Origin of the sequence: Sporosarcina sp. E16_3 (assembly GCF_017347125.1) — a bacterium.
Classification (GTDB): domain Bacteria; phylum Bacillota; class Bacilli; order Bacillales_A; family Planococcaceae; genus Sporosarcina.
This window is the reverse complement of sequence record NZ_JADPRX010000004.1, coordinates 1-21,820: the sequence shown is the minus strand read 5'-3', so window position 1 is coordinate 21,820 and position 21,820 is coordinate 1. Positions and strand designations below refer to the sequence as shown.

The 21,820-nt window shown below is 43.4% G+C and carries 20 protein-coding genes; all 20 read left to right on the top strand.

The genetic code is table 11. The features are described 5' to 3' along the window. Positions 1–323 precede the first annotated feature (323 nt). The 20 genes from I2483_RS04760 to topA all read left to right on the top strand — a co-directional run bounded on the left by I2483_RS04760 (position 324) and on the right by topA (position 21,437). Complete coding sequence (locus I2483_RS04760) at positions 324–770, top strand: BclA C-terminal domain-containing protein (protein ID WP_255550270.1); 447 nt, start codon at positions 324–326, stop codon at positions 768–770. 892 nt (positions 771–1,662) lie between these two features. After that, positions 1,663–2,439, top strand: coding sequence for a ribonuclease III (gene rnc, locus I2483_RS04755; protein WP_207174237.1), 777 nt, complete (start codon positions 1,663–1,665; stop codon positions 2,437–2,439). Between the two features lie 2 nt (positions 2,440–2,441). Further along, positions 2,442–5,999, top strand: a complete 3,558-nt coding sequence (smc, locus tag I2483_RS04750) for a chromosome segregation protein SMC (protein ID WP_207174143.1) — start codon at positions 2,442–2,444, stop codon at positions 5,997–5,999. A gap of 14 nt (positions 6,000–6,013) precedes the next feature. Continuing rightward, positions 6,014–7,012 (top strand): signal recognition particle-docking protein FtsY, encoded by a 999-nt coding sequence (gene ftsY, locus I2483_RS04745; RefSeq protein WP_207174142.1) that lies wholly within the window; start codon positions 6,014–6,016, stop codon positions 7,010–7,012. 69 nt (positions 7,013–7,081) lie between these two features. Further along, complete coding sequence (locus I2483_RS04740; RefSeq protein WP_067211307.1) at positions 7,082–7,417, top strand: putative DNA-binding protein; 336 nt, start codon at positions 7,082–7,084, stop codon at positions 7,415–7,417. Between the two features lie 12 nt (positions 7,418–7,429). Beyond that, positions 7,430–8,785 carry a signal recognition particle protein gene (ffh, locus tag I2483_RS04735; protein ID WP_186671264.1) on the top strand — a complete coding sequence of 452 codons (1,356 nt, stop codon included), beginning with the start codon at positions 7,430–7,432 and terminating at the stop codon, positions 8,783–8,785. A 112-nt stretch (positions 8,786–8,897) separates the two neighbouring features. Then, complete coding sequence (gene rpsP, locus I2483_RS04730) at positions 8,898–9,170, top strand: 30S ribosomal protein S16 (RefSeq protein ID WP_067211301.1); 273 nt, start codon at positions 8,898–8,900, stop codon at positions 9,168–9,170. A gap of 15 nt (positions 9,171–9,185) precedes the next feature. Beyond that, positions 9,186–9,419 (top strand): KH domain-containing protein, encoded by a 234-nt coding sequence (locus tag I2483_RS04725; protein WP_067211298.1) that lies wholly within the window; start codon positions 9,186–9,188, stop codon positions 9,417–9,419. A 201-nt stretch (positions 9,420–9,620) separates the two neighbouring features. Beyond that, the gene (rimM, locus tag I2483_RS04720; protein ID WP_207174141.1) at positions 9,621–10,136 is read left to right on the top strand and encodes a ribosome maturation factor RimM; all 516 of its coding nucleotides are present in this window, start codon (positions 9,621–9,623) and stop codon (positions 10,134–10,136) included. Further along, positions 10,136–10,873, top strand: coding sequence for a tRNA (guanosine(37)-N1)-methyltransferase TrmD (gene trmD, locus I2483_RS04715; RefSeq protein WP_207174235.1), 738 nt, complete (start codon positions 10,136–10,138; stop codon positions 10,871–10,873). Before rimM ends, trmD begins: the two co-directional genes overlap by 1 nt. 132 nt (positions 10,874–11,005) lie before the next feature. After that, complete coding sequence (rplS, locus tag I2483_RS04710) at positions 11,006–11,350, top strand: 50S ribosomal protein L19 (RefSeq protein WP_207174140.1); 345 nt, start codon at positions 11,006–11,008, stop codon at positions 11,348–11,350. Between the two features lie 95 nt (positions 11,351–11,445). After that, positions 11,446–12,006 (top strand): signal peptidase I, encoded by a 561-nt coding sequence (lepB, locus tag I2483_RS04705; protein ID WP_207174139.1) that lies wholly within the window; start codon positions 11,446–11,448, stop codon positions 12,004–12,006. Positions 12,007–12,023: 17 nt separating this feature from the next. Next, the gene (gene ylqF / locus I2483_RS04700) at positions 12,024–12,887 is read left to right on the top strand and encodes a ribosome biogenesis GTPase YlqF (protein ID WP_186671261.1); all 864 of its coding nucleotides are present in this window, start codon (positions 12,024–12,026) and stop codon (positions 12,885–12,887) included. A 124-nt stretch (positions 12,888–13,011) separates the two neighbouring features. Next, a complete protein-coding gene (locus tag I2483_RS04695) occupies positions 13,012–13,803 on the top strand; it encodes a ribonuclease HII (RefSeq protein ID WP_481886315.1) in 792 nt (263 codons plus the stop codon). Further along, positions 13,800–15,800: a hypothetical protein gene (locus I2483_RS04690; RefSeq protein ID WP_207174137.1), complete on the top strand. Its 2,001-nt coding sequence runs from the start codon at positions 13,800–13,802 to the stop codon at positions 15,798–15,800. The genes I2483_RS04695 and I2483_RS04690 overlap by 4 nt, the downstream gene beginning before the upstream one ends. After that, complete coding sequence (locus I2483_RS04685; protein WP_207174136.1) at positions 15,797–16,093, top strand: EscU/YscU/HrcU family type III secretion system export apparatus switch protein; 297 nt, start codon at positions 15,797–15,799, stop codon at positions 16,091–16,093. Before I2483_RS04690 ends, I2483_RS04685 begins: the two co-directional genes overlap by 4 nt. Before the next feature lie 117 nt (positions 16,094–16,210). After that, on the top strand, positions 16,211–17,371 hold the full coding sequence (sucC, locus tag I2483_RS04680; RefSeq protein WP_186671257.1) for an ADP-forming succinate--CoA ligase subunit beta: 1,161 nt from the start codon (positions 16,211–16,213) through the stop codon (positions 17,369–17,371). A gap of 18 nt (positions 17,372–17,389) precedes the next feature. Then, complete coding sequence (gene sucD, locus I2483_RS04675; RefSeq protein WP_186671256.1) at positions 17,390–18,292, top strand: succinate--CoA ligase subunit alpha; 903 nt, start codon at positions 17,390–17,392, stop codon at positions 18,290–18,292. A 67-nt stretch (positions 18,293–18,359) separates the two neighbouring features. Next, entirely contained in the window at positions 18,360–19,247 is an 888-nt protein-coding gene (gene dprA, locus I2483_RS04670) for a DNA-processing protein DprA (protein ID WP_207174135.1), read from the top strand. Positions 19,248–19,361: 114 nt separating this feature from the next. Further along, positions 19,362–21,437, top strand: a complete 2,076-nt coding sequence (gene topA, locus I2483_RS04665; protein WP_207174134.1) for a type I DNA topoisomerase — start codon at positions 19,362–19,364, stop codon at positions 21,435–21,437. The last annotated feature ends 383 nt before the right edge of the window (positions 21,438–21,820 follow it).

The following is a 21,820-nucleotide window of genomic DNA, read 5'->3' as shown; positions in this document are numbered from 1 at the left end:
TAGTATTCCAGGATATGTTCATGATTGTATTTATGTCAGCATGACCGACTCGACGTTGGATTACTCCAATATTTATTCATTCTAGTTATGGATAGGGATTGGAATTTGAAAACACTTGCCAACTTGGACACTTATATAGCGACAAGATTAAACTCGACTTATATAGTTCTCATTGTTATGTGTTCTTTATTCTATTATACGGTTTCATTAATACGGAGCCTATTGCTAGAATAAGATGTTACAGAAGGGGGTGAAATAATGAATTATTACGACTACAATAATCGCTGTGTCTTCTTCTACAACAAAATGAGTCGTTATTGCATTTGTTAGGAATAATATATTTATTAGGACCGAATGGTGGGTTATCCCAGTACGGGTATATATACAACCTAAGTCCTGAAACAGTAGCTATAGAGGCTGATGTTACTTTTGATACAACAGGTGTAATTACATCTGGAATTACGCATGCCCCAGGAACCTCTCAAATTTTAGTTACCAGCCCAGGCGACTACGAGGTTACTTTTTCCGTGTCGGGTGTGGAACCCAACCAATTCGCACTATTTTTAAATGGTGCACCGGTTCTGGGGACAGCCTACGGTTCAGGTGCCGGCACTCAGCAAAACAATGGTCAGGCTATAATTGCCATAGCAGCCGGCGAAGTTCTTACCCTTCGAAATCATTCTTCTGCAGCAGCAGTTACCCTTCAGACTTTGGCAGGGGGCACACAAACAAACGTAAATGCGTCTATCACCATTAAAATGTTAAACTAAATTCCAATAGATATATAAATATTATAAAATCAAAGTGAAGTTAAAAAGCGATTTCCATCCTTTTAATTAATGGGCTCCGGTGAAAGGATGGAATTGTTCGCTGCTGATTCAACCTTGATTTTAGATCACGTAGAAACGAATTTATTAGGTTCGTTAGCTTAAATCGGAGCTTCAGTTCTCGAAGCAACAACTGCTTCAAACTTGGCAACCCTAGCCGCATATTCTTCTTCAGTTATTTCGGGTTCAGATTTTGGATCTTCTTTAGGTTCAGCTTCAACTATTGGGGGCTATGTGTGAAGGTGGTCATCAAGTTGATAAATGGCTAAAATAGGTATCGGCAATTTCACCGAGTCAGAAGTTTTGTGGAGATTGAAATAGAACCGACTGATGCAGTTCACACTGGAAGGCGGAGCAACAGGGGACAGATTACCTATCCTGAAAAACGATGGTATCTGTATTGGTATGGCGTGTTGAACAAAACTTCACAACCCTATTTCATGCTGTTTATTAAGGCTGTAGAAAGTCGTTCTGTATTTTTTTGTGCATAACCTACCTGAATTGGGTTTATAAAGTAAAGTGATTTTTTCGTTACTGATATGATGAACAAAAAAATGCGTTGAGTAGGTTTTTAGTATGAACATTGCTTGCTATTGAACGTGATACAAAGGATAATGTATAGTGTTTCATAAAGAAATATTTGTGATAAGAACTGAATATACTCCTTCAAATTGAGTCGGCAATAATCCGGTCATAATCGTATGACTTCGTGTAAAAAAGTATCAAAAAAAATTACAAAGAACCTTGATAATTCAAGGCATGTTCAGGGTGTGTTAAACGCAGTAAAGCACACTATTGAATTATATGCATTATGCACTGAAAGGCAGAATTGATGATGACCCATACAAACAATACAAACAACTTCAAAGGAAAAAAAACAACTTCGCTGTTACCGATAGCGATTCGCAACAAGTTCGATGAATTACAAAATGAATTGGATGTACATTTCATAAACAATTCACTACTGTACAATGCATTTACACATTCATCTTATGTGAATGAGCATCGAAGAAAAAATTTCACGGATAATGAGAGATTGGAATTTTTAGGTGATGCAGTCCTTGAATTAGGTGTGTCCCGATTCCTTTATTCGACAGAGCCTGATATGACGGAAGGGGAGCTTACGAAACTGAGGGCTGCGATTGTCTGCGAACCTTCTCTTGTGAAATTCTCTAACGAACTTGGGCTAGGCCGCTTTATCCTGCTTGGGAAAGGCGAGGAGCAGACGGGTGGACGAATGCGCCCTGCATTGCTCGCGGACGTTTTTGAGGCGTTTATAGGCGCTTTATACATAGATCAAGGGATGGAGGCGGTTATCCCATTCCTTGAAAAAGTCGTCTTCCCAAAAATTAGTGTCGGTGCTTTTTCGCATGTGATGGATTATAAAAGCCGTCTTCAGGAAATCGTTCAACAGACGAATAATGGTCAATTACAGTACGAAATCGTTGAAGAGAAAGGTCCTGCCCATGCGAAAAGTTTCGTTACTGTCGTACGGCTCGGCGATGAACAACTTGGAAGTGGTCTCGGGAAATCGAAAAAAGAGGCCGAGCAAGAAGCAGCCCGCCATGCAATTCAAGATTTAAAGAGTCGGCAGGTTGAAGGAGAGAATTAATTGTGTTTCTGAAAAGACTAGAAATTATGGGATTCAAATCATTCGCCGAACGAATTGCGATTGATTTTGTCCCTGGTGTTACAGCGGTAGTGGGTCCAAATGGAAGTGGGAAAAGTAATGTTACTGATGCTATTCGCTGGGTTCTAGGCGAACAGTCAGCGAAATCGCTACGAGGTTCTAAAATGGAAGATGTCATCTTTGCAGGAAGTGATTCGCGTAAATCACTTAATTTCGCAGAGGTGACGCTTATTCTTGATAATAGTAAAGGTCTTTTTCCGCTTGACTATACAGAAGTCAGTGTCAGTAGACGCGTTTTCCGATCTGGTGAAAGTGCTTATCTATTAAACGGCCAACAATGTCGATTGAAAGATATTAATGATGTTTTCATGGATTCGGGACTCGGGAAAGAAGCATTTTCAATGATTTCTCAAGGGCGCGTAGATGAAATATTAAATAGCCGGCCTGAAGACAGAAGAAGCATTTTCGACGAAGCAGCGGGGGTTCTGAAATATAGAACGAGGAAAAAGAAAGCGGAGCATAAATTATTTGAGACAGAAGACAACCTTGACCGTGTGCTTGATATTTTAAAAGAGCTTGAATCCAGGATTGAGCCATTACGGAACAGTGCGGAGGCTGCAAAAAAACATAAAATACTTTCGGAAGAAACGCGTGAAGCAGATGTGTCACTGTTAACCTTTGATGCGAGAAATCTCCGTAATGAAATCTTGAAAAGGTCGGTAGAAGCCGAAAAGTTTCAGGAGAAGAAGGTTTTCCTTGAAGCTGAGTCAAGGAAAGCTGAAGAAGCGTCCGAATTTGCGAAGAAAGAACTTGCAAAAATGGACGAACAACTGGATGCATTACAAAAAAAACTTGTAGTGACAAGTGCAGAAACAGAGAAGTGGGAAGGAAGACGTCTTTTATCACTTGAAAAACGTCGCAATGCGGACCAGCTGATTGAGAGGTCCCGATTTGAACTTGCTACTACTGAAACTGAGCTGGCAGTACTTTCGGAAAAACTAAGTACAGCGCGTGAAAAACAGCAATTGTCAGAAATTGAATATGAAAAAACAAGAGTTGAGATGGATGGTATTTCTCGAATACTGAAACGATCCGTCAAAGAAACAGAAAAAGAAATAGATGAATTGAAATCAGCTTATATCGATCGATTGAACGAGGAGGCGACAATTCGCAACGACTTGAAGCACGCGGAAGAGCGTCTTCAAGGGGAACAGTCTTCATCCGAAAAAATTATACTTCAGACATCTATTTTGCAGGAACGTTACGAAAAACTTACACAGGAAAAATCTGTGAAAGCGAATGCGTTGACTGTCTTGAAACGGAAATTGAAGGAATCGGATTCGGCATATCGCGAATTATCAAATGCGTTGCGAGAGACTGAAGATCAACTCGCTTCACAACAGGAACTCATGCAAAAAGCACTTAACAAGCAACATGAAATGCATGGGAGGGTCCGTGCACTTGAAAGTATGGAAGCGGATTTCTCTGGTTTCTATTCAGGTGTAAAAGAGATTCTTGTTGCGAAAAAGTCAGGAAAACTAGCCGGTATTGACGGGGCAGTCGCAGAACTTATTTCTGTTGAAAAAGAGTATATAAAAGCGGTGGAAACAGCACTTGGCGGTGCGATGCAGCATATCGTGACGGCAACTGAACCGGAAGCGAGAAAAGCAATCGGCTACTTAAAAGCAAAGAACGCCGGACGGGCAACTTTCCTACCGAGAGACGTGATGAAATCCCGGAAAATTCAACCAGCCGCATTGCGTTCGGTTGAACAGCATCCCGAATACATTGGAACTGCCGATCGTCTTGTACAGACTGATGCTGCATATGCACTTATTACTGAAAACTTGCTTGGCAATACGATTGTCGCGAAAACGCTTGTAGGGGCGTCGGCCATTGCAGGAGTACTTGGCTATCGCTTCCGTGTCGTAACGCTTGATGGGGATGTTGTGAATGCTGGTGGTTCACTTACAGGTGGTGGTGTCAAAGGGCAGGCATCCGTCTTCACAAGAAAAGCTGAGCTCGAAACGTTGCAACTGCAACTAACTCGCATGGCCGATTCAATTGAGTCTGCTACTAAGAAAATTGGCGACACGAAAATGGGTGTCGCGAAGCAGATATTCGAAGTGGGTCAGTTTCGTAAAATGACGGAAAGCCTGCAAATTGAAATTGCAACAGCGGAATCAGCCATTCGTGAAACTGATATCGCCATTAAATCGGTGGAATCAGAGATAGCATCGACTGAGATGGGAAGACGTGGTGCTGAGAATACCGGAACAGAATTGTTAGAAATGAAAGCGGCATTACATCAAAATCATGAACGTGTGAAAAGTGAGCTAGAAGCAATTCAATCAAAAGTTGATACGCTTGAACGCCTAGCTACTGACCGGAGAAACGAAGAGGCTACTTTAACGAGTCGATACAATGAGCTTCGAGAATGCATAGCTGTTTTACGTGAACAGAAAGCACATCAGCAAGCGTCAATCGAAGAAATGGAGGGCGCATCTGCCCAGGCCAAAGTTAAATTGACTTCCTTGCGTGATGAAATGCAGTATTTCACTGGTAGCGAAAATGGCGGAGAGTTGAGCGCTGACCAAATTGCAACCGAGATTGAAAGGGCATCTACTGACAAGAAATTGATTGAGAAATCGATTAGGACAGACAGGGAAATTCGATCAAAGCTTGCAGATTTACTTGAAGAGAAAAGTGCATCCCTTCAAAATCTTCGGGGCAGCACAGGAGAAACAATTTCTGCATTGAATGCGGTATCTATAGTACTATCACGTATCGAAGTGAAATACGAAGCGATAACACAGCAGCTTCTAACTGAATATGGATTGTTTGCAGACGGTGTTATTGCGGACGATTTTGATGAAGTCCAGACCAGAGAAAAAGTTGACTCCTTAAAACACCAACTGGCAGTTTTGGGACCCGTTAATCCGGGAGCTATTGTGGAATTTGAAGAAGTATCTGAACGTCACCTCTTTTTGGATGAACAGCGCAATGATTTAATAGAGGCGAAAACAACACTTCACGAAGCGATGAATGAGATGGACGTTGAAATGACAACGCGATTTTTGACAACTTTCAATGCTATCCAGAATCGTTTCCGTCATGTATTTAAGGAAATGTTTGGTGGTGGTGAGGCGGATTTGATACTTACGCAACCTGATGATTTACTTGAAACAGGTGTGGAGATTGTTGCACGTCCGCCGGGGAAAAAGCTGCAAAGTCTAAGTCTTTTATCAGGTGGAGAACGCGCGTTGACTGCGATTTCATTGTTATTTTCAATCATAGAAGTACGACCTGTACCGTTTTGTATTCTTGATGAAGTCGAAGCTGCACTCGACGAAGCGAATGTCATACGCTACAGTAAATACTTGAAGAAGTTTTCAGAGAAGACGCAATTCATCGTAATCACACATCGGAAAGGTACGATGGAGGGTGCGGATGTGCTCTATGGAATCACAATGCAGGAATCAGGTGTGTCCAGAGTCATTTCGGTTAAAATTTCCGAGGTGCCGGAAGAAGCAATCATGTAAAGGAGTGACTACAATTGTCTTTTTTTAAGAAGCTCAAGGAAAAAATAACAGGCACGAACGAAGCGGTAACAGAAAAATTTAAAGATGGTTTATCAAAAACGCGAAATCAGTTCACATCCAAAGTGAATGATCTTGTTGCACGCTTCAGAGTAATCGATGAAGAATTCTTCGAGGAATTGGAAGAATTGCTGTTACAGGCGGATGTCGGTTTTGAAACAGTCATGGAGCTCATCGATTTACTGAAAGTCGAAGTGCAACGAAAAAACATTAAAGATACAGCGGGTATTCAATCGGTCATTTCTGAAAAGCTTGTTGAAATCTACCAAGCTGGCGAAGAACTTGACAACGAGCTGAATATTCAAGAAGACGGTCTGACTGTTATCTTAATGGTAGGGGTTAATGGAGTTGGGAAAACGACGACGATTGGGAAATTGGCCGCGCGACTGATGGCGGAGGGCAAGACGGTTATGCTTGCGGCAGGCGACACATTCCGTGCTGGTGCCATTGATCAACTCGTTGTCTGGGGTGAACGTGCTGGAGTAGAAGTGATCCGTCAATCGGAAGGCTCAGATCCCGCCGCGGTCATGTACGACGCAATCCGTGCTGCAAAAAACCGCAAAGTGGATGTCCTTATTTGTGATACCGCGGGAAGGCTTCAAAATAAAGTGAACTTGATGAATGAGCTTCAAAAAGTACACCGGGTTATCAGTAAGGAAGTGGAAGGCGCACCGCATGAAGTACTTCTAGCGCTCGATGCAACAACAGGGCAAAATGCATTGATCCAAGCGCAGACATTCAAAGAAGCAACGAATGTTACAGGCATAGTCTTAACGAAGCTTGATGGTACAGCAAAAGGCGGTATAGTACTTGCTATTAGGAAGAAATTAAATATCCCTGTTAAATTCGTTGGACTCGGTGAAGGTGTGGATGATTTACAACCGTTTGATCCAGAAAAGTATGTATACGGTCTTTTTGCGGATGGACTTGAACAGGAAGATAATACAGACAAGTAAAATGACTTGACAGTATACAACTGTCATACTATGATGACTTAGGAAGAACATAGCGGGGAGGCAAAGCGTATGACGCTTGCAAAAACGACACGCATCAACTTCCTCTTTGATTTTTATCAGTCACTTTTGACGGATAAACAAAGACTGTACATGCAACTTTACTATCTAGAAGATCTTTCACTAGGTGAGATTGCCGGTGAATACGGCGTATCGCGTCAAGCCGTCTATGACAATGTTCGTCGGACGGAAGCGATGCTCGAAGATTATGAAATGAAGTTGAATTTATTTTCGGAATTCCAGAAGCGAGCAGAAATTGTAGATTATCTTGAGCAGCTCATAACCGATACAGATAAAAAATCGGAAACAATTAAAGAATTGTTAAGTGCGTTAAGAAATCATGAGTAGGAGGCTCTGTGCATGGCATTTGAAGGATTAGCCCAGCGCCTGCAAGGGACGCTACAGAAAATTAGGGGCAAAGGTAAAATTGACGAAGCTGATGTCAAGGAAATGATGCGTGAAGTTCGTTTTGCGCTTATTGAAGCCGACGTTAACTTGAAAGTTGTCAAAGAGTTTGTCAAAACAGTAAGTGAACGCGCAGTCGGACATGATGTCATGAAGAGTCTAACGCCTGGTCAACAGGTTGTTAAAATCGTTAAAGATGAACTGACAAACCTAATGGGCGGCGAGCAGAACCCAATCCAGTTTGCACGGAAATCACCTACTGTCATTATGATGGTCGGTCTGCAAGGTGCGGGTAAAACGACAACCACGGGGAAACTGGCAAGCGTACTTCGCAAGCGGCACAATAAAAAGCCGCTTCTTGTCGCAGCAGACGTTTACAGACCGGCTGCGATTCAGCAGTTGGAAACACTCGGTAAGCAACTGACAATGCCTGTTTTTGCACTGGGAACTGACATTTCACCTGTTGAAATTGTTCGCCAGGCGCTCGCAGAGGCGGAGAAAGAGCATCATGATGTCGTTATCATTGATACAGCTGGAAGGCTGCATGTTGATGAATTACTGATGCAAGAACTGAAGGATATTCGGGATCTTAGTACTCCAGACGAAGTCTTCCTTGTTGTTGATGCAATGACTGGGCAGGATGCTGTAAATGTCGCTAAAAGTTTCGATGATACTGTTGGAATAACAGGCGTTATCCTGACGAAACTCGACGGGGATACCCGGGGGGGAGCGGCGCTTTCCATTCGTGCTGTTACAGACAAACCAATTAAATTTGTCGGGATGGGCGAGAAGATGGATGCACTGGAACCGTTTCATCCGGAACGTATGGCATCTCGAATTCTTGGTATGGGCGATGTCATGTCTCTCATCGAAAAAGCGCAGGAGAATGTCGATGAAGAGAAGTCGAAGGAACTTGAACAAAAGCTTCTGACGCAATCATTTACACTCGACGACTTCCTTGAACAGCTTCAGCAAGTCAAAAAGATGGGGCCACTTGACGAACTTTTGAAGATGATGCCCGGTGCCAATAAAATTAAAGGTCTCGAAAATGCTAAGGTTGACGAAGGCCAAATGGGGCGCGTTGAAGCAGTAATCCAATCGATGACTACGGCGGAGCGCAATACACCTGAAATCATCAATGCAAATCGTCGCAAGCGAATTGCAAAAGGGTCAGGAACAACCATTCAAGATGTCAATCGGTTATTAAAGCAATTCGAAGACATGAAAAAAATGGTCAAACAAATGACCGGCATGCAACAAAAAGGTAAAAAGAAGATGAAAATGCCTGGATTGGATTCATTTTTTAAATGAAATCCCGGATTTTCGAAAGAATTTCAAGGTGTTAAGAAAAAACACTTTACAAACAACAGAAAGCTTGATAATATACTATCTTGTGTGAAACTATTCGGAGGTGCAAGTAAAAATGTCAGTAAAAATTCGTCTTAAACGTATGGGAGCAAAGAAAACTCCTTTCTATCGTATTGTAGTAGCAGATTCACGTTCACCACGTGATGGTCGTCAAATCGAAACGGTTGGTACTTACAACCCGCTTACAAAACCAGCTGAAGTAAAAATCAACGAAGAGCTAGCTCTTAAATGGCTTCAAGAGGGTGCGAAACCATCTGATACTGTCCGTAACCTGTTTTCCGACAAAGGCATTATGGAAAAATACCATAACGCTAAACTCGGTAAGTAATCAGGAGGGGTGCACATGAAGCAGCTGATTGAGACAATCGTTAAACCGTTAGTCGATTATCCAGAGGATGTTCGGATTGCGATGGATGAACACGATAATCGTGTCATCTATAAACTATCTGTAAATCCCGAAGATATGGGAAAAGTTATCGGAAAGCAGGGACGTGTTGCGAAAGCGATACGCACCATTGTTTACTCAGCAGCAGGCAGTCACCATGGCAAGAAGGTTTACATCGATATTATAGATTGATACAGAAAAGGAGGGAGCCTATGTTCCTTCCTTTTTTGTTTAAAGTATTATTTCACTACTTACAGTGGTGTCTAAGCTCCAGGCGCCAACCCCTCGAGTCGCTTCAGAATTGCTGGCAAAGGCAAAGAGCGCCTTTACCCTTAATTCCTCCAGCGCTTAACGGCGCCTTACGCTTTTCAAATTAAGGAAGGTGTGATTTTTATGCAATGGTTTAACGTTGGTACAATTGTTAATACGCACGGTATTCGTGGAGAAGTCCGTGTTATCTCGCGTACTCATTTCCCGGAAGAACGCTATACGGTCGGGAACAAGCTTGCCTTGTTCATGCCGGACAGCAAAACGCCTATTTACTTAACTGTGGCAAGTCATCGTCAGCATAAGACTTTTGATCTGTTAACATTTGAAAATCATCCAAATCTTAACGATGTTGAAAAATATCGTAACGGTATTTTCATGATACCGGAAAACCAACTTGGTGATTTGGATGAAAATGAATTCTACTACCATGAAATCGTTGGTTGTACAGTGTTCACGACTGAAGGAGTCGAACTAGGTAAAGTGACTGAAATACTTGAAACCGGTGCGAATGATGTTTGGACGGTAACGCCTGAAAAAGGCAAGCCTCACTACATTCCTTATATCGAAGACATCGTTAAAGAAATCGATATAGCTAGCAAGAAAATTATCATTGATCCGATGGAAGGACTTCTTTCATGATGAAAATCGATGTCCTTTCACTGTTTCCTGAAATGTTCGAAGGCGTTCTTCATTCTTCGATTATGAAAAAGGCGCAGGCGAACGGTGCAGTCACATTTGGTGTAACCGATTTTCGAGATTATTCTACGAGCAAGCATCGTAAAGTTGACGATTATCCTTATGGCGGAGGAGCGGGTATGGTCCTTAAACCTGAACCGCTCTTTGCGGCAGTCGAAGCTATATCCGAAGGCCTTGAAAAACCACCGCGTGTCATTTTAATGTGTCCTCAAGGAGAACGATTTACACAGAAGAAAGCGGAAGAACTATCCGCTGAAGAACATGTCGTGTTCATATGTGGTCATTATGAGGGCTACGACGAGCGTATACGCCAGTATCTGGTCACTGATGAGTTATCTATTGGAGACTTCGTTCTAACGGGTGGGGAGATCGCTGCGATGGCTGTGATTGACAGTGTTGTCCGGCTGTTGCCGAATGTCCTTGGTAATGCTGATTCGCCCGTGCTCGATTCATTTTCTACAGGATTGCTTGAACATCCTCAGTACACACGTCCGTCCAATTTTAATGGAATGGAAGTACCAGATGTATTGTTATCCGGCAATCATGCAGAAATTGATAAATGGCGTGAACAGCAGTCGCTTCTTCGGACATTCGAACGCAGAAAAGATTTGCTGAAAGATGCACCACTTACCGAACATCAACGAAAGTATCTCCAACAATTAAAACGAGAAAACAAATAAGTAGACGACCTTGCAACGACTTGAGATTTGTGGTACCATCTACTATGTGCTTCTATGTAAGTACATACTGACAGATGTTCCGCTGCAAAGGCAAGAAGTGTAAGAGCACCTGAGGATAGGGAGAGGTTAACTATGCAACAAATTATTGCAGCAATCACTAAAGATCAGCTTCGTTCTGATCATCCAGCTTTCCGTGCAGGAGATACAGTTCGTTTGCACGTGAAAATCGTAGAGGGAACGCGCGAGCGTATTCAGCTATTTGAAGGAATTGTTATATCACGTCGTGGAGGCGGAATCAGTGAATCATTCACAGTCCGTAAAATCTCCAACGGTGTAGGTGTTGAACGTACATTCCCTGTAAACACACCAAAAATCACACTACTTGAAGTAATACGCCGTGGTAAAGTACGTCGCGCGAAATTGTACTACCTTCGCGAATTGCGCGGAAAAGCTGCACGTATCAAAGAACTTCGATAAAAAATGCAGGAGGCCCACAAACGGCCTCCTTTCTTTTTGCCTCAAAAATGAATAGACTGTACAATAAAGACAGTAGTGAGCAGGAGGCCTTGCCGATGAATGATGAAAAGAAGAAGAAAAACGAAACATGGGAATGGGTGAAAGCGCTTTTAATCGCATTCGGTCTTGCAGCAATCATCCGAGTCTTCCTATTTACACCAATCGTTGTCGATGGCGTTTCGATGATGCCGACACTTGAGAATGGTGATCGAATGATTGTTAATAAGATTGGTTATACAATCGGAGAACCAAAACGGTTTGATGTTGTTGTGTTCCATGCACCTGAAGAAAAAGATTACATAAAAAGGGTAATCGGACTTCCTGGCGACGAAGTAGAGTATCGGGATGACATTTTATACGTTAATGGAGAACCATTCGAAGAGCCTTATCTCGATCAATACAAAGGGGAAATCGTAGACAACCCATTAACCGGCGATTTCACGCTTGAAGAGGTAATCGGTAGCGAAACTGTCCCGGCCGATCATGTATTTGTCATGGGGGATAACAGGAGAAAAAGCAAAGACTCCAGACATATTGGAGCTGTTGCCATCGATGAAATCATTGGGAGTACAAAAGTCGTTTTTTGGCCGATTAAAGATTTTGGAATTATTAACTGACGGGAGGAACTGACAACATGACAATTCAATGGTTTCCCGGACATATGGCGAAAGCTCGCCGAGAAGTAACTGAAAAGCTGAAGCTAGTTGACATCGTTTTTGAATTAATCGATGCTAGGCTACCACTATCTTCTAGAAATCCGATGATTGACGAAGTCATTCATCAAAAACCAAGACTTCTTATTCTGAACAAGATGGACCTTGCGGATGAAACGGAAACAGCACGCTGGATCCGCTATTTTGAAGCGCAAGGAATGCGTGCAGTTGCCATCAATTCATTTGAGGGTAGGGGGCTTCAGACTGTTATAAAAGCTGCAAAAGAGATTTTGGAGCCGAAATTGGAAAGAATGCGTTCAAGAGGCATTCGTCCAGGCGCCATGCGTGCGATGATTGTGGGGATTCCTAACGTTGGTAAATCGACACTTATTAACAGGTTGGCAAAGAAAAACATTGCCAAAACTGGTAATACGCCAGGCGTTACAAAAGCCCAGCAATGGATTAAATATGAAAAAGAGCTAGAGCTTTTAGACACCCCAGGTATTCTGTGGCCAAAGTTTGAGGATAAAGAAGTTGGCTTTAAGCTTGCATTGACAGGCGCCATTAAGGATAAAATCGTCAATATGGAAGACTTGGCAGTATATGGCCTTCGTTTCCTAGAGGCAAATTATCCAGCTAGGCTGACAGACAGATATGGACTAACAACTGTCGGCGACGAAATCCTTCCAATTTTTGAAAAGATTGGTTCACTTCGTAAAGTGTATACTGTCGGCGGAGAAATCGATTATGACAAAGTGGCAGAGTTGGTTGTCCGTGATATTCGCAACGAATACCTTGGCAAACTGACCTTCGACTTCACAGCAGAACAATCACAAAATGACTAGGCCGATGCCGGCACGGAATTAATTCCGCGGCAATCGGCCTTTTCTTTTATGGGAGTCGAAAAGTGGCAAAGATAACCGATATACTAACAAAGAGATGGATCGATAAGTCGTCTGTTAATGGAGAGTGATTGCATTGAAAACGATAAAGGAAATTACGGAACGGCTGACGCATGTTAAAGAGCCGGAATTCTGGATGGAAGAGCTTGCACAGGATTCAAGAACTGGCGTGCAAAATGCACTTAGTCGCTGGAAGCGCCAGTATGAAAAGCAGAAAGCTATAGAATACAATCATATGCTGAAAGAAACGTTTGATAAGTCATTTGCGCCGTTTGAAGGAGCATTGATTGCAGGGGTAGATGAAGCGGGGAGAGGGCCGTTAGCGGGTCCTGTGGTCACTGCAGCGGTTATTCTGCCGCGAGAAACACCGGAACTTGTTGGTCTTGATGATTCAAAGGCTATATCAAAGGCAGAACGGGAACGGCTTGCAGAACAAATAAAGATCGTCGCTATCGCTTATTCAGCACATATTCAATCCACCCATATGATTGATGAAATGAATATTTATGCCGCAACAAGGGATTCGATGGAACAGGCAGTAAAGGGGCTTACAGTCAATCCTGATTTCGTCATTGCGGATGCCATGAAACTGGCTACAAATTGCCCTACAGAATCGGTCATTAAAGGTGATGCGTTGAGTTTAGCTGTGGCGGCTGCATCGATTATTGCAAAAACAACAAGAGATGCCATTATGGATAATTTACATAACGACTTTCCTATGTATAATTTTAAGAAAAATGCGGGATATGGGACTGCGGAACATGTTCTAGCACTTCAAACACATGGACCTTGTGAACATCACCGAATAACTTTCGAACCTGTTAAATCAATGCTGGAGGGGAGGAAGGGAAATCGATGAATTTTCCTACTGCAGCAGTATCGGCAAGTCAGGGGGGGGGCGCCGTTCCAAATAGACCGCTGACCTTAAATGAAGGGCAAATGGTCCATGGGCAGATTAAGCAGCTTTTTCCGGGGCAAATGGCTGAAGTCCAAATTGGGGGACAAAAGGTATTCGCTAAACTGGAAGTCCCGATGAAAGTGGGTGACTCCTACTACTTTCAAGTAAATGCAGTTAAGCCAGAATTGCAACTGAAAATCATTTCAGGACCACTTCAAGCTACGGAGGGGCAGGCACGCCAACTTGGCGGATTAATGGACGCGATGCAATTGCCAAAGACACCAGAAATGCAAGCATTGCTGGCGTTCGTCATGAAAAATAAAATCCCGATGACGCGGGATAGTTTGCTAGAGGCGGAAGCGTTATTAAAAGTAGTACCGCCAGCCGCACGTAATGAAGCACTTGCGTCACTTCAGAAGATGATTGAGCTGAAATTGCCGCTTACTGAGAATATCTTTCGGTCACTTTTAGGAGTCGAAACGAAAGAAGGTTTGCATAGTGTTTTGACTTCGTTGCGAAATGCGTTGGCACTGGATAACGCGGTCATGCCGCAGGTCAAAGATGCTATTTTAACTGCGCTAGAGAAGATGGCTAAGCCCTTTGCGCAGGCGACAGGGGGAGCACTACTGGGTCAATCTCTACTCACATTACTGGATCGTTCCGCGCCTGGAGAAGAACGTTTTGCTATCCTGCAAATGCTGAAAAGTGCAGGTGTCTTACCGGAACGGACATCTCTTGCAAACCTACCGCAAGTGCTCGCTTCATTGATTTCGGGAGAAGGCGCAGCACGTCCAAGTAATGCTTTGCCAGCATCACAACCAGTCCTAGTAGGGCCACAGGACGTTCTCGCCGCAAGTGTGAATAGGCAGGCTGCTACCGCGCCCGAAGCGCCTTCAGTGTCACCGCGGATTGTGCAGCAGGTGCTGACAGAGCTCAAGCAAATTGGAGAGGCTTCGCCAGCCCAACAGAAGGTCCCAATGGAAAATTTAAAAGCTTTGATTTCATCCGATTTGGTGACAAATTCACAGCAGAAAACGGTGCTCACGGCAATGATTGACCGTGCTGCAAATGCACAGCCGATTGCACAATCGCCAACGAATTTCGTCCAAGAGTTCAGTCAGGTATTAACGCGCTTAACGGCTGAAAATGCAGTTGCAGCTCCTTTCCAGGCTAGTCCCTTAGCAGAAGGTCCCAAAGAACAATTGCTAGCCCTACTCGGTCAACAAGGAACTGGGAAGTTGGCGGGGCTTCTGCGAACGGCGGAACAATCTGCTAACCCAGCTATCCAGAAAATGGTGCAGGTAGCAGAAGTCGCCGTTGCTTCGATGATTGATGGGAAAGCTGTGAAAGATGCGCTCCAAACAGTCATACGTTCATTCGGGCTCAATTATGAGGCGGGATTACTCGGGAAAGAACCTGATATCGGACGTCTTGCGGAAACGTTAAAACCCCAACTACTTTCCCTTATGCATGACCCTTCTGTCTCGACAGCTCTTCGTGATGTGGCAGAAACGGTCGTCACGAGGATGAATGGACCGTTACTTCAGTCGGGGGAAAACGGTGTGCAACACCAATTGATTATGCAAGTTCCACTCGAGTTTTTTGGCAAGCGTATCGATGCCACATTGCAGTGGAATGGACAAATGCAAAAGAATGGAAAGATTGATGCGGACTTTGCACGAATTCTTTTTTATCTCGAACTCGACTCGATTGACAAGACGATTATCGACATGCAAGTCCAGAACAGGGTCGTAATGGTGACCGTCTTCAATGCAGATGAGACGCTTAAGTCGATAGGCGGAGGACCTCTTCAGGAAAGATTGAAGGAGGGACTTGAGTCGACGGGCTATAAATTGTCTGGTGTATTCTTTAAGAACTTTACCGAGGAAGAAAAAAACGTGCAGAAACAGAAAAAAGCGATGAAAATCGATGGGCAAGGAGTTGACTTCCGCATATGACAGAGGAACGTCATATCCGAAAAGAGGCGGTTGCCCTTTCATATGAACCATTTTCGGCAGGGGCGCCAAAAGTAGTTGCAAAAGGGAAAGGGAAGATCGCTGAAAATATATTGGAAAAAGCGAAAGTGAATAATATCCCTATTCAGGAAGATCCTAGCCTTGTGGAAATTTTAGGGCAATTGAATGTTAATGAATCGATTCCCGAAGAATTGTACAAAGCGGTATCTGAAGTGTTTGCCTATATTTATCAGATTGACCGTCAACATGGAGAGAAAAGAATAACGGAAGTTTGAAATAGATTCGACAAATTTCTACATTTGGAATTCAATTGTGGACATTGTTTGACATGTTTACTACAATGGATAAGGCAGTAAATTAAATAGCTTAGAAGTACGAATGGAGGATGTAAGATGAATATCCATGAATATCAAGGCAAACAGCTACTAAGAGAATATGGTGTAGCAGTTTCTAATGGTCTTGTTGCTTTCTCTCCTGAGGAAGCAGTAAAAGCTGCAAAGGAACTAGGTACAGACATTATCGTAGTTAAAGCACAAATCCACGCGGGTGGACGTGGGAAAGCGGGCGGCGTTAAGATTGCAAGAAATCTTGATGAAGTTCGTGCTTATGCTAAGGAATTGATTGGTAAGACACTTGTGACTCACCAAACAGGTCCAGAAGGTAAAGAGATCAAACGTCTTCTTATCGAAGAAGGTTCTGATATCAAAAAAGAATACTATCTTGGACTTGTCCTTGACAGTGCAACAGACCGTGTAACACTTATGGGTTCTGAAGAAGGCGGAATGGACATCGAGGAAGTTGCGGAAGCAACACCTGAAAAGATTTTCAAAGAAGTCATCGACCCAGTTGTTGGTTTAACTGGATTCCAAGCACGCCGCATGGCATATAACATGAACATCCCTACACACCTTGTAAACAAAGCAGCGAAATTCATGCTAGGACTTTACCAAGTGTTCGTAGAAAAAGACGCATCTATTGTTGAAATTAACCCACTAGTTGTAACAACTGGTGACGATGTACTTGCTCTTGACGCGAAATTCAACTTTGACGACAGTGCGCTATACCGTCATAAAGATATCCAAGCACTTCGCGACTATGATGAAGAAGATCCAAAAGAAATCGAAGCTTCAAAATTTGACCTAAGCTATATTTCTCTTGACGGAAACGTAGGCTGTATGGTTAACGGTGCAGGTCTTGCAATGGCTACAATGGACACGATTAACTACTTCGGTGGTTCACCTGCTAACTTCCTTGACGTTGGTGGTAGTGCAACGGCTGAAAAAGTTACAGAAGCGTTCAAAATCATTCTTTCTGATGCAAATGTCAAAGGGATTTTCGTCAACATCTTCGGTGGAATTATGAAGTGTGACGTTATTGCTGAAGGTGTTATTGCTGCATCTAAAGAAGTAGGTCTACAAGTGCCACTTGTTGTTCGTCTAGAAGGTACAAACGTCGACAAAGGTAAAGCACTATTGAATGAATCAGGTTTGAACATCATCGCTGCAGATACGATGGCAGACGGTGCTAAAAAGATTGTAGAACTAGTAGGTTAAGAAAGGCAGGGACAAACGATGAGTATTTTTATTAACAAAGATACAAAAGTTATCGTACAAGGAATTACGGGTGCTACAGCACTTTTCCATACAGAACAAATGCTAGAGTACGGAACGAAAATTGTTGGCGGAGTTACACCTGGTAAAGGTGGAACTGAAGCGGCGGGTGTTCCTGTTTTTAACACAGTTGAAGAAGCTGTAAAAGCAACAGGCGCAAACGTATCAGTTATTTATGTTCCAGCTCCATTTGCTGCAGATGCAATTCTAGAAGCAGTAGAAGCAGAACTTGACATGACAATCTGTATTACAGAACATATCCCAGTACTTGATATGGTCAAAGTTAAGCGTTATATGGAAGGCAAGAAAACGCGTCTTGTCGGTCCAAACTGCCCGGGTGTTATCACGGCAGACGAATGTAAAATCGGCATCATGCCTGGCTACATTAATACAAAAGGCCATGTAGGCGTTGTTTCACGTTCAGGTACACTGACGTATGAAGCAGTTCTTCAATTGACGAACGCTGGAATCGGACAGTCTACTTCTGTTGGTATTGGCGGAGACCCAGTTAACGGAACAAACTTCATCGATGTACTAAAAGAATTCAACGAAGACCCTGAGACATATGCGGTTGTTATGATTGGTGAAATTGGCGGTACTGCTGAAGAAGAAGCAGCTGCGTGGATTCAAGCGAACATGACGAAGCCTGTTGTTGGCTTTATCGGTGGTCAAACAGCTCCTGAAGGAAAACGTATGGGCCATGCTGGTGCCATCATTTCCGGTGGTAAAGGGACAGCTGCTGAGAAAATCAAAGCACTTAACGCTGCAGGCGTTGAAGTTGCGGACACGCCATCTGTTATCGGCGAAACTTTAATTAAAGTAATTAAAGAAAAAGGTCTATACGAAAAGTGTAAAACACATTAATATGATAGATGCAGCGTGCTAGTTTATGCGCTGCATCTTTTTTTTCTACTATAAAGGGAGGAATTCGATGGAACTGACAGATGCCGAAAGGCGATTGCTAGCGCTCCACTATGTATTTCCGGTGCCTTTGAACAGATTAAACAGACTTTACGAGATAGACCCCAATCTTGAAAAGTTATATGTTTACAAGGCGGTTGAACTTGCTCATATCCTAAACATCTCGGTGTTAAAAGCGAGTCAATTGAAAGACAGTCTACACCGTAATGCTGATACCCCCTACGAAGCGTTATATAAGCGGAATGCAATCACCCCAATTCCGTTCACAAATCCCTTATACCCTGACCAGTTACATGTACTTATCGATCCTCCGGCAATTCTTTATGCAAAAGGGGATCATACATTACTTGCTAAACAATTTAAAGTGGCTATTATTGGAGCCCGAAAAGCAACTGTTTATTCACAAGAAGCAATGTCGCTTATCGTTCCCCCGCTCGTTGAAAATGGAGCCGTAATCGTATCGGGATTAGCAACAGGAGCTGACACGATGGCGCATGTAGCGGCACTCAAATTCGGTGGTAAAACAATTGCTGTACTTGGGCATGGATTGTTCCATCTTTACCCAAAAGAAAATCAGGCGCTAGCGGACAGAATTGCACTAAAACATCTCCTAATTACAGAATACCCACCGTACGTAAGCCCTGAACGTTGGACTTTTCCGATGCGTAATCGTATCATAAGCGGGTTATCAGAAGTAGTCGTTGTCACTGAATCAGCAGATAAAAGTGGAACGATGAGTACGGTCGAGCACGCACTTGATCACGGAAAAGATATCTATGCAGTTCCCGGGCCGATAACATCACTATTGTCAGCAGGCCCAAATAGGTTGATAGATGAAGGGGCAAGACCGGTGTGGAACGGGTTCCAAATCGTCGAATCGCTCGTTTTCAATGGTTGAATAAAACTCTTTTTCATTGAAAAGGTTGCTTTAATCTCAAAACTGGTATACATTTTGCAACAGATATTCTTTTGATGAATAAATACAAAACCTCTTTAAGGAGGCATACACTTAATGGCAGACTACCTAGTAATTGTGGAATCACCCGCAAAGGCAAAAACGATTGAACGCTATCTCGGAAAAAAATATAAAGTGCGTGCATCACTTGGACATTTGCGTGATCTTCCGCGCAGTCAGATGGGCGTAGATACCGAAAATAACTTTGAACCGAAATACATTACCATTCGCGGCAAAGGCCCGATTCTTCAAGATTTAAAAAAAGAAGCTAAAAAAGCTAAAAAAATCTTTCTCGCAGCTGACCCCGACAGAGAAGGGGAAGCGATTGCGTGGCATTTGGCAAATCAGCTTGGCGTAGATATCGAATCAGATTGTCGAGTTGTCTTCAATGAAATAACAAAAGAAGCGATTAAAGAATCATTTAAGAATCCACGGCCAATCGATATGGATCGTGTCGATGCACAACAAGCCCGTCGCATTTTAGATAGACTTGTAGGCTACAACATCAGCCCAATACTTTGGAAAAAAGTGAAAAAAGGGTTATCCGCTGGCCGGGTTCAATCTGTCGCACTACGTATGATTATCGACAGAGAAAATGAAATCAATGCATTTGTCCCTGAAGAATACTGGAGCATCTCCGGTCAATTCGAAAAAGACGATACTGCATTCGAAGCGGAGTTCTTCGGCGATTCGAAGAAAAAAGTGAAACTTACAGACAAACAACAGGTCGATGCAATCTTAAGCCGATTAAGCGGGGATACATTCGATATTGCGAATGTTGTTAAAAAAGAGCGTAAACGAAATCCAGCGTTGCCGTTCACCACTTCATCCTTGCAACAGGAAGCAGCACGAAAGCTGAACTTCCGAGCGAAAAAAACGATGATGCTTGCCCAACAGCTCTATGAAGGAATCAACCTTGGGAAAGAAGGTCAAGTTGGTCTTATTACATACATGAGAACAGACTCGACCCGAATTGCCGATAGCGCAAAAGAGGAAGCAAAATCATTCATCGAAACAATGTATGGAGAAGAATTTATAGCAACATCAAAGCCGGTAGCTAAAGGTAGCGCCGCAAAAACGCAGGACGCACACGAGGCAGTACGCCCGACATCTGTTATGCGACCACCGGCTGCTATGAAAACAGTATTGTCACGGGATCAACTACGTCTTTACAAACTCATATGGGAACGACTCGTCGCCAGTCAAATGGCACCAGCGGTACTCGACACGGTTGCGGTCGATCTTGTGAATGGTGATGTCCGCTTCAGGGCGAACGGTTCGCAAGTTAAATTCCAAGGGTTCATGAAAGTGTATGTTGAAGGTAACGATGATAAAGAAGAGGAGAAAGACCGTATCCTCCCGCCGCTTGAAGAAGGCGAACAAGTGAAGTTTAGTGAAATCGATCCCAAACAGCACTTCACGCAGCCGCCACCAAGGTTCTCGGAAGCGAGATTGGTCAAGACGCTTGAAGAGCAGGGAATAGGTCGTCCATCCACGTACGCACCGACGCTCGACACAATTCAAAAACGTGGATATGTGGTCCTTGATGCGAAAAGATTTCTTCCGACAGAACTTGGCGGTATCGTTCACCAGGCTGTAGATCAATACTTCCCTAATATTATCGACCTTGAATTTACAGCTCAAATGGAAAAAGAACTTGATAATGTAGAACATGGTCTGATTAAATGGAAGAATGTTATTGGCAACTTCTATGGCGATTTTGAAAAGCATGTGCAAATCGCAGATGCAGAGATGGAAAAAATCGAAATTAAAGATGAACCAGCCGGTGAAGACTGTGACAAATGTGGTTCCCCAATGGTCTATAAATTGGGTCGATACGGCAAGTTCATGGCCTGTTCCGATTTTCCGGATTGCCGCAATACGAAAGCCATTATCAAACCAATCGGTGTAACTTGCCCAACATGTAAAGAAGGACAGGTCGTCGAACGGAAGAGCAAAACGAAACGTATATTTTATGGCTGCGATAGATATCCGGAGTGTGAATACGTTTCATGGGATAAGCCAATTACGAGACCGTGTCCGAAATGTGAAAGTACGCTAGTTGAGAAGAAACTGAAAAAAGGTGTACAGATTCAATGTACAGAATGTGATTATAAAGAAGATACGCAGTAACAAAGAAAAGCGTAAGCGCCTGGTCAGGGGCGGCTGGCTTATGACCCGAGCCCCTAGGCGCTGGAGTCTGGACAAAAGAGAAAAGCGTAAGCGCCTGGTAGACCCGAAAAGCGCTGGAGGGCCTTAAGATAAAGGCGCTCTTTGCCTTTAACTTAAGGACTGAAGCGACTCGAGGGTCTAGGCGCTGGAGTCTGGACAACAAAGAAAAGCGGAGGGCGCCGCTACAAATGAACAAAGCCTAAGTTCGCCACATCGTGTGGCAACGGCTTTGTGACCCATATCCTGTGGGCCCGCGACAGGCATAAGATGATCCAGCGACGTGGCGGTTTTTGCCACATAGCTGGACTGCTTATGACCCAAGCATCTGGCGCCCGGAGCTGGAC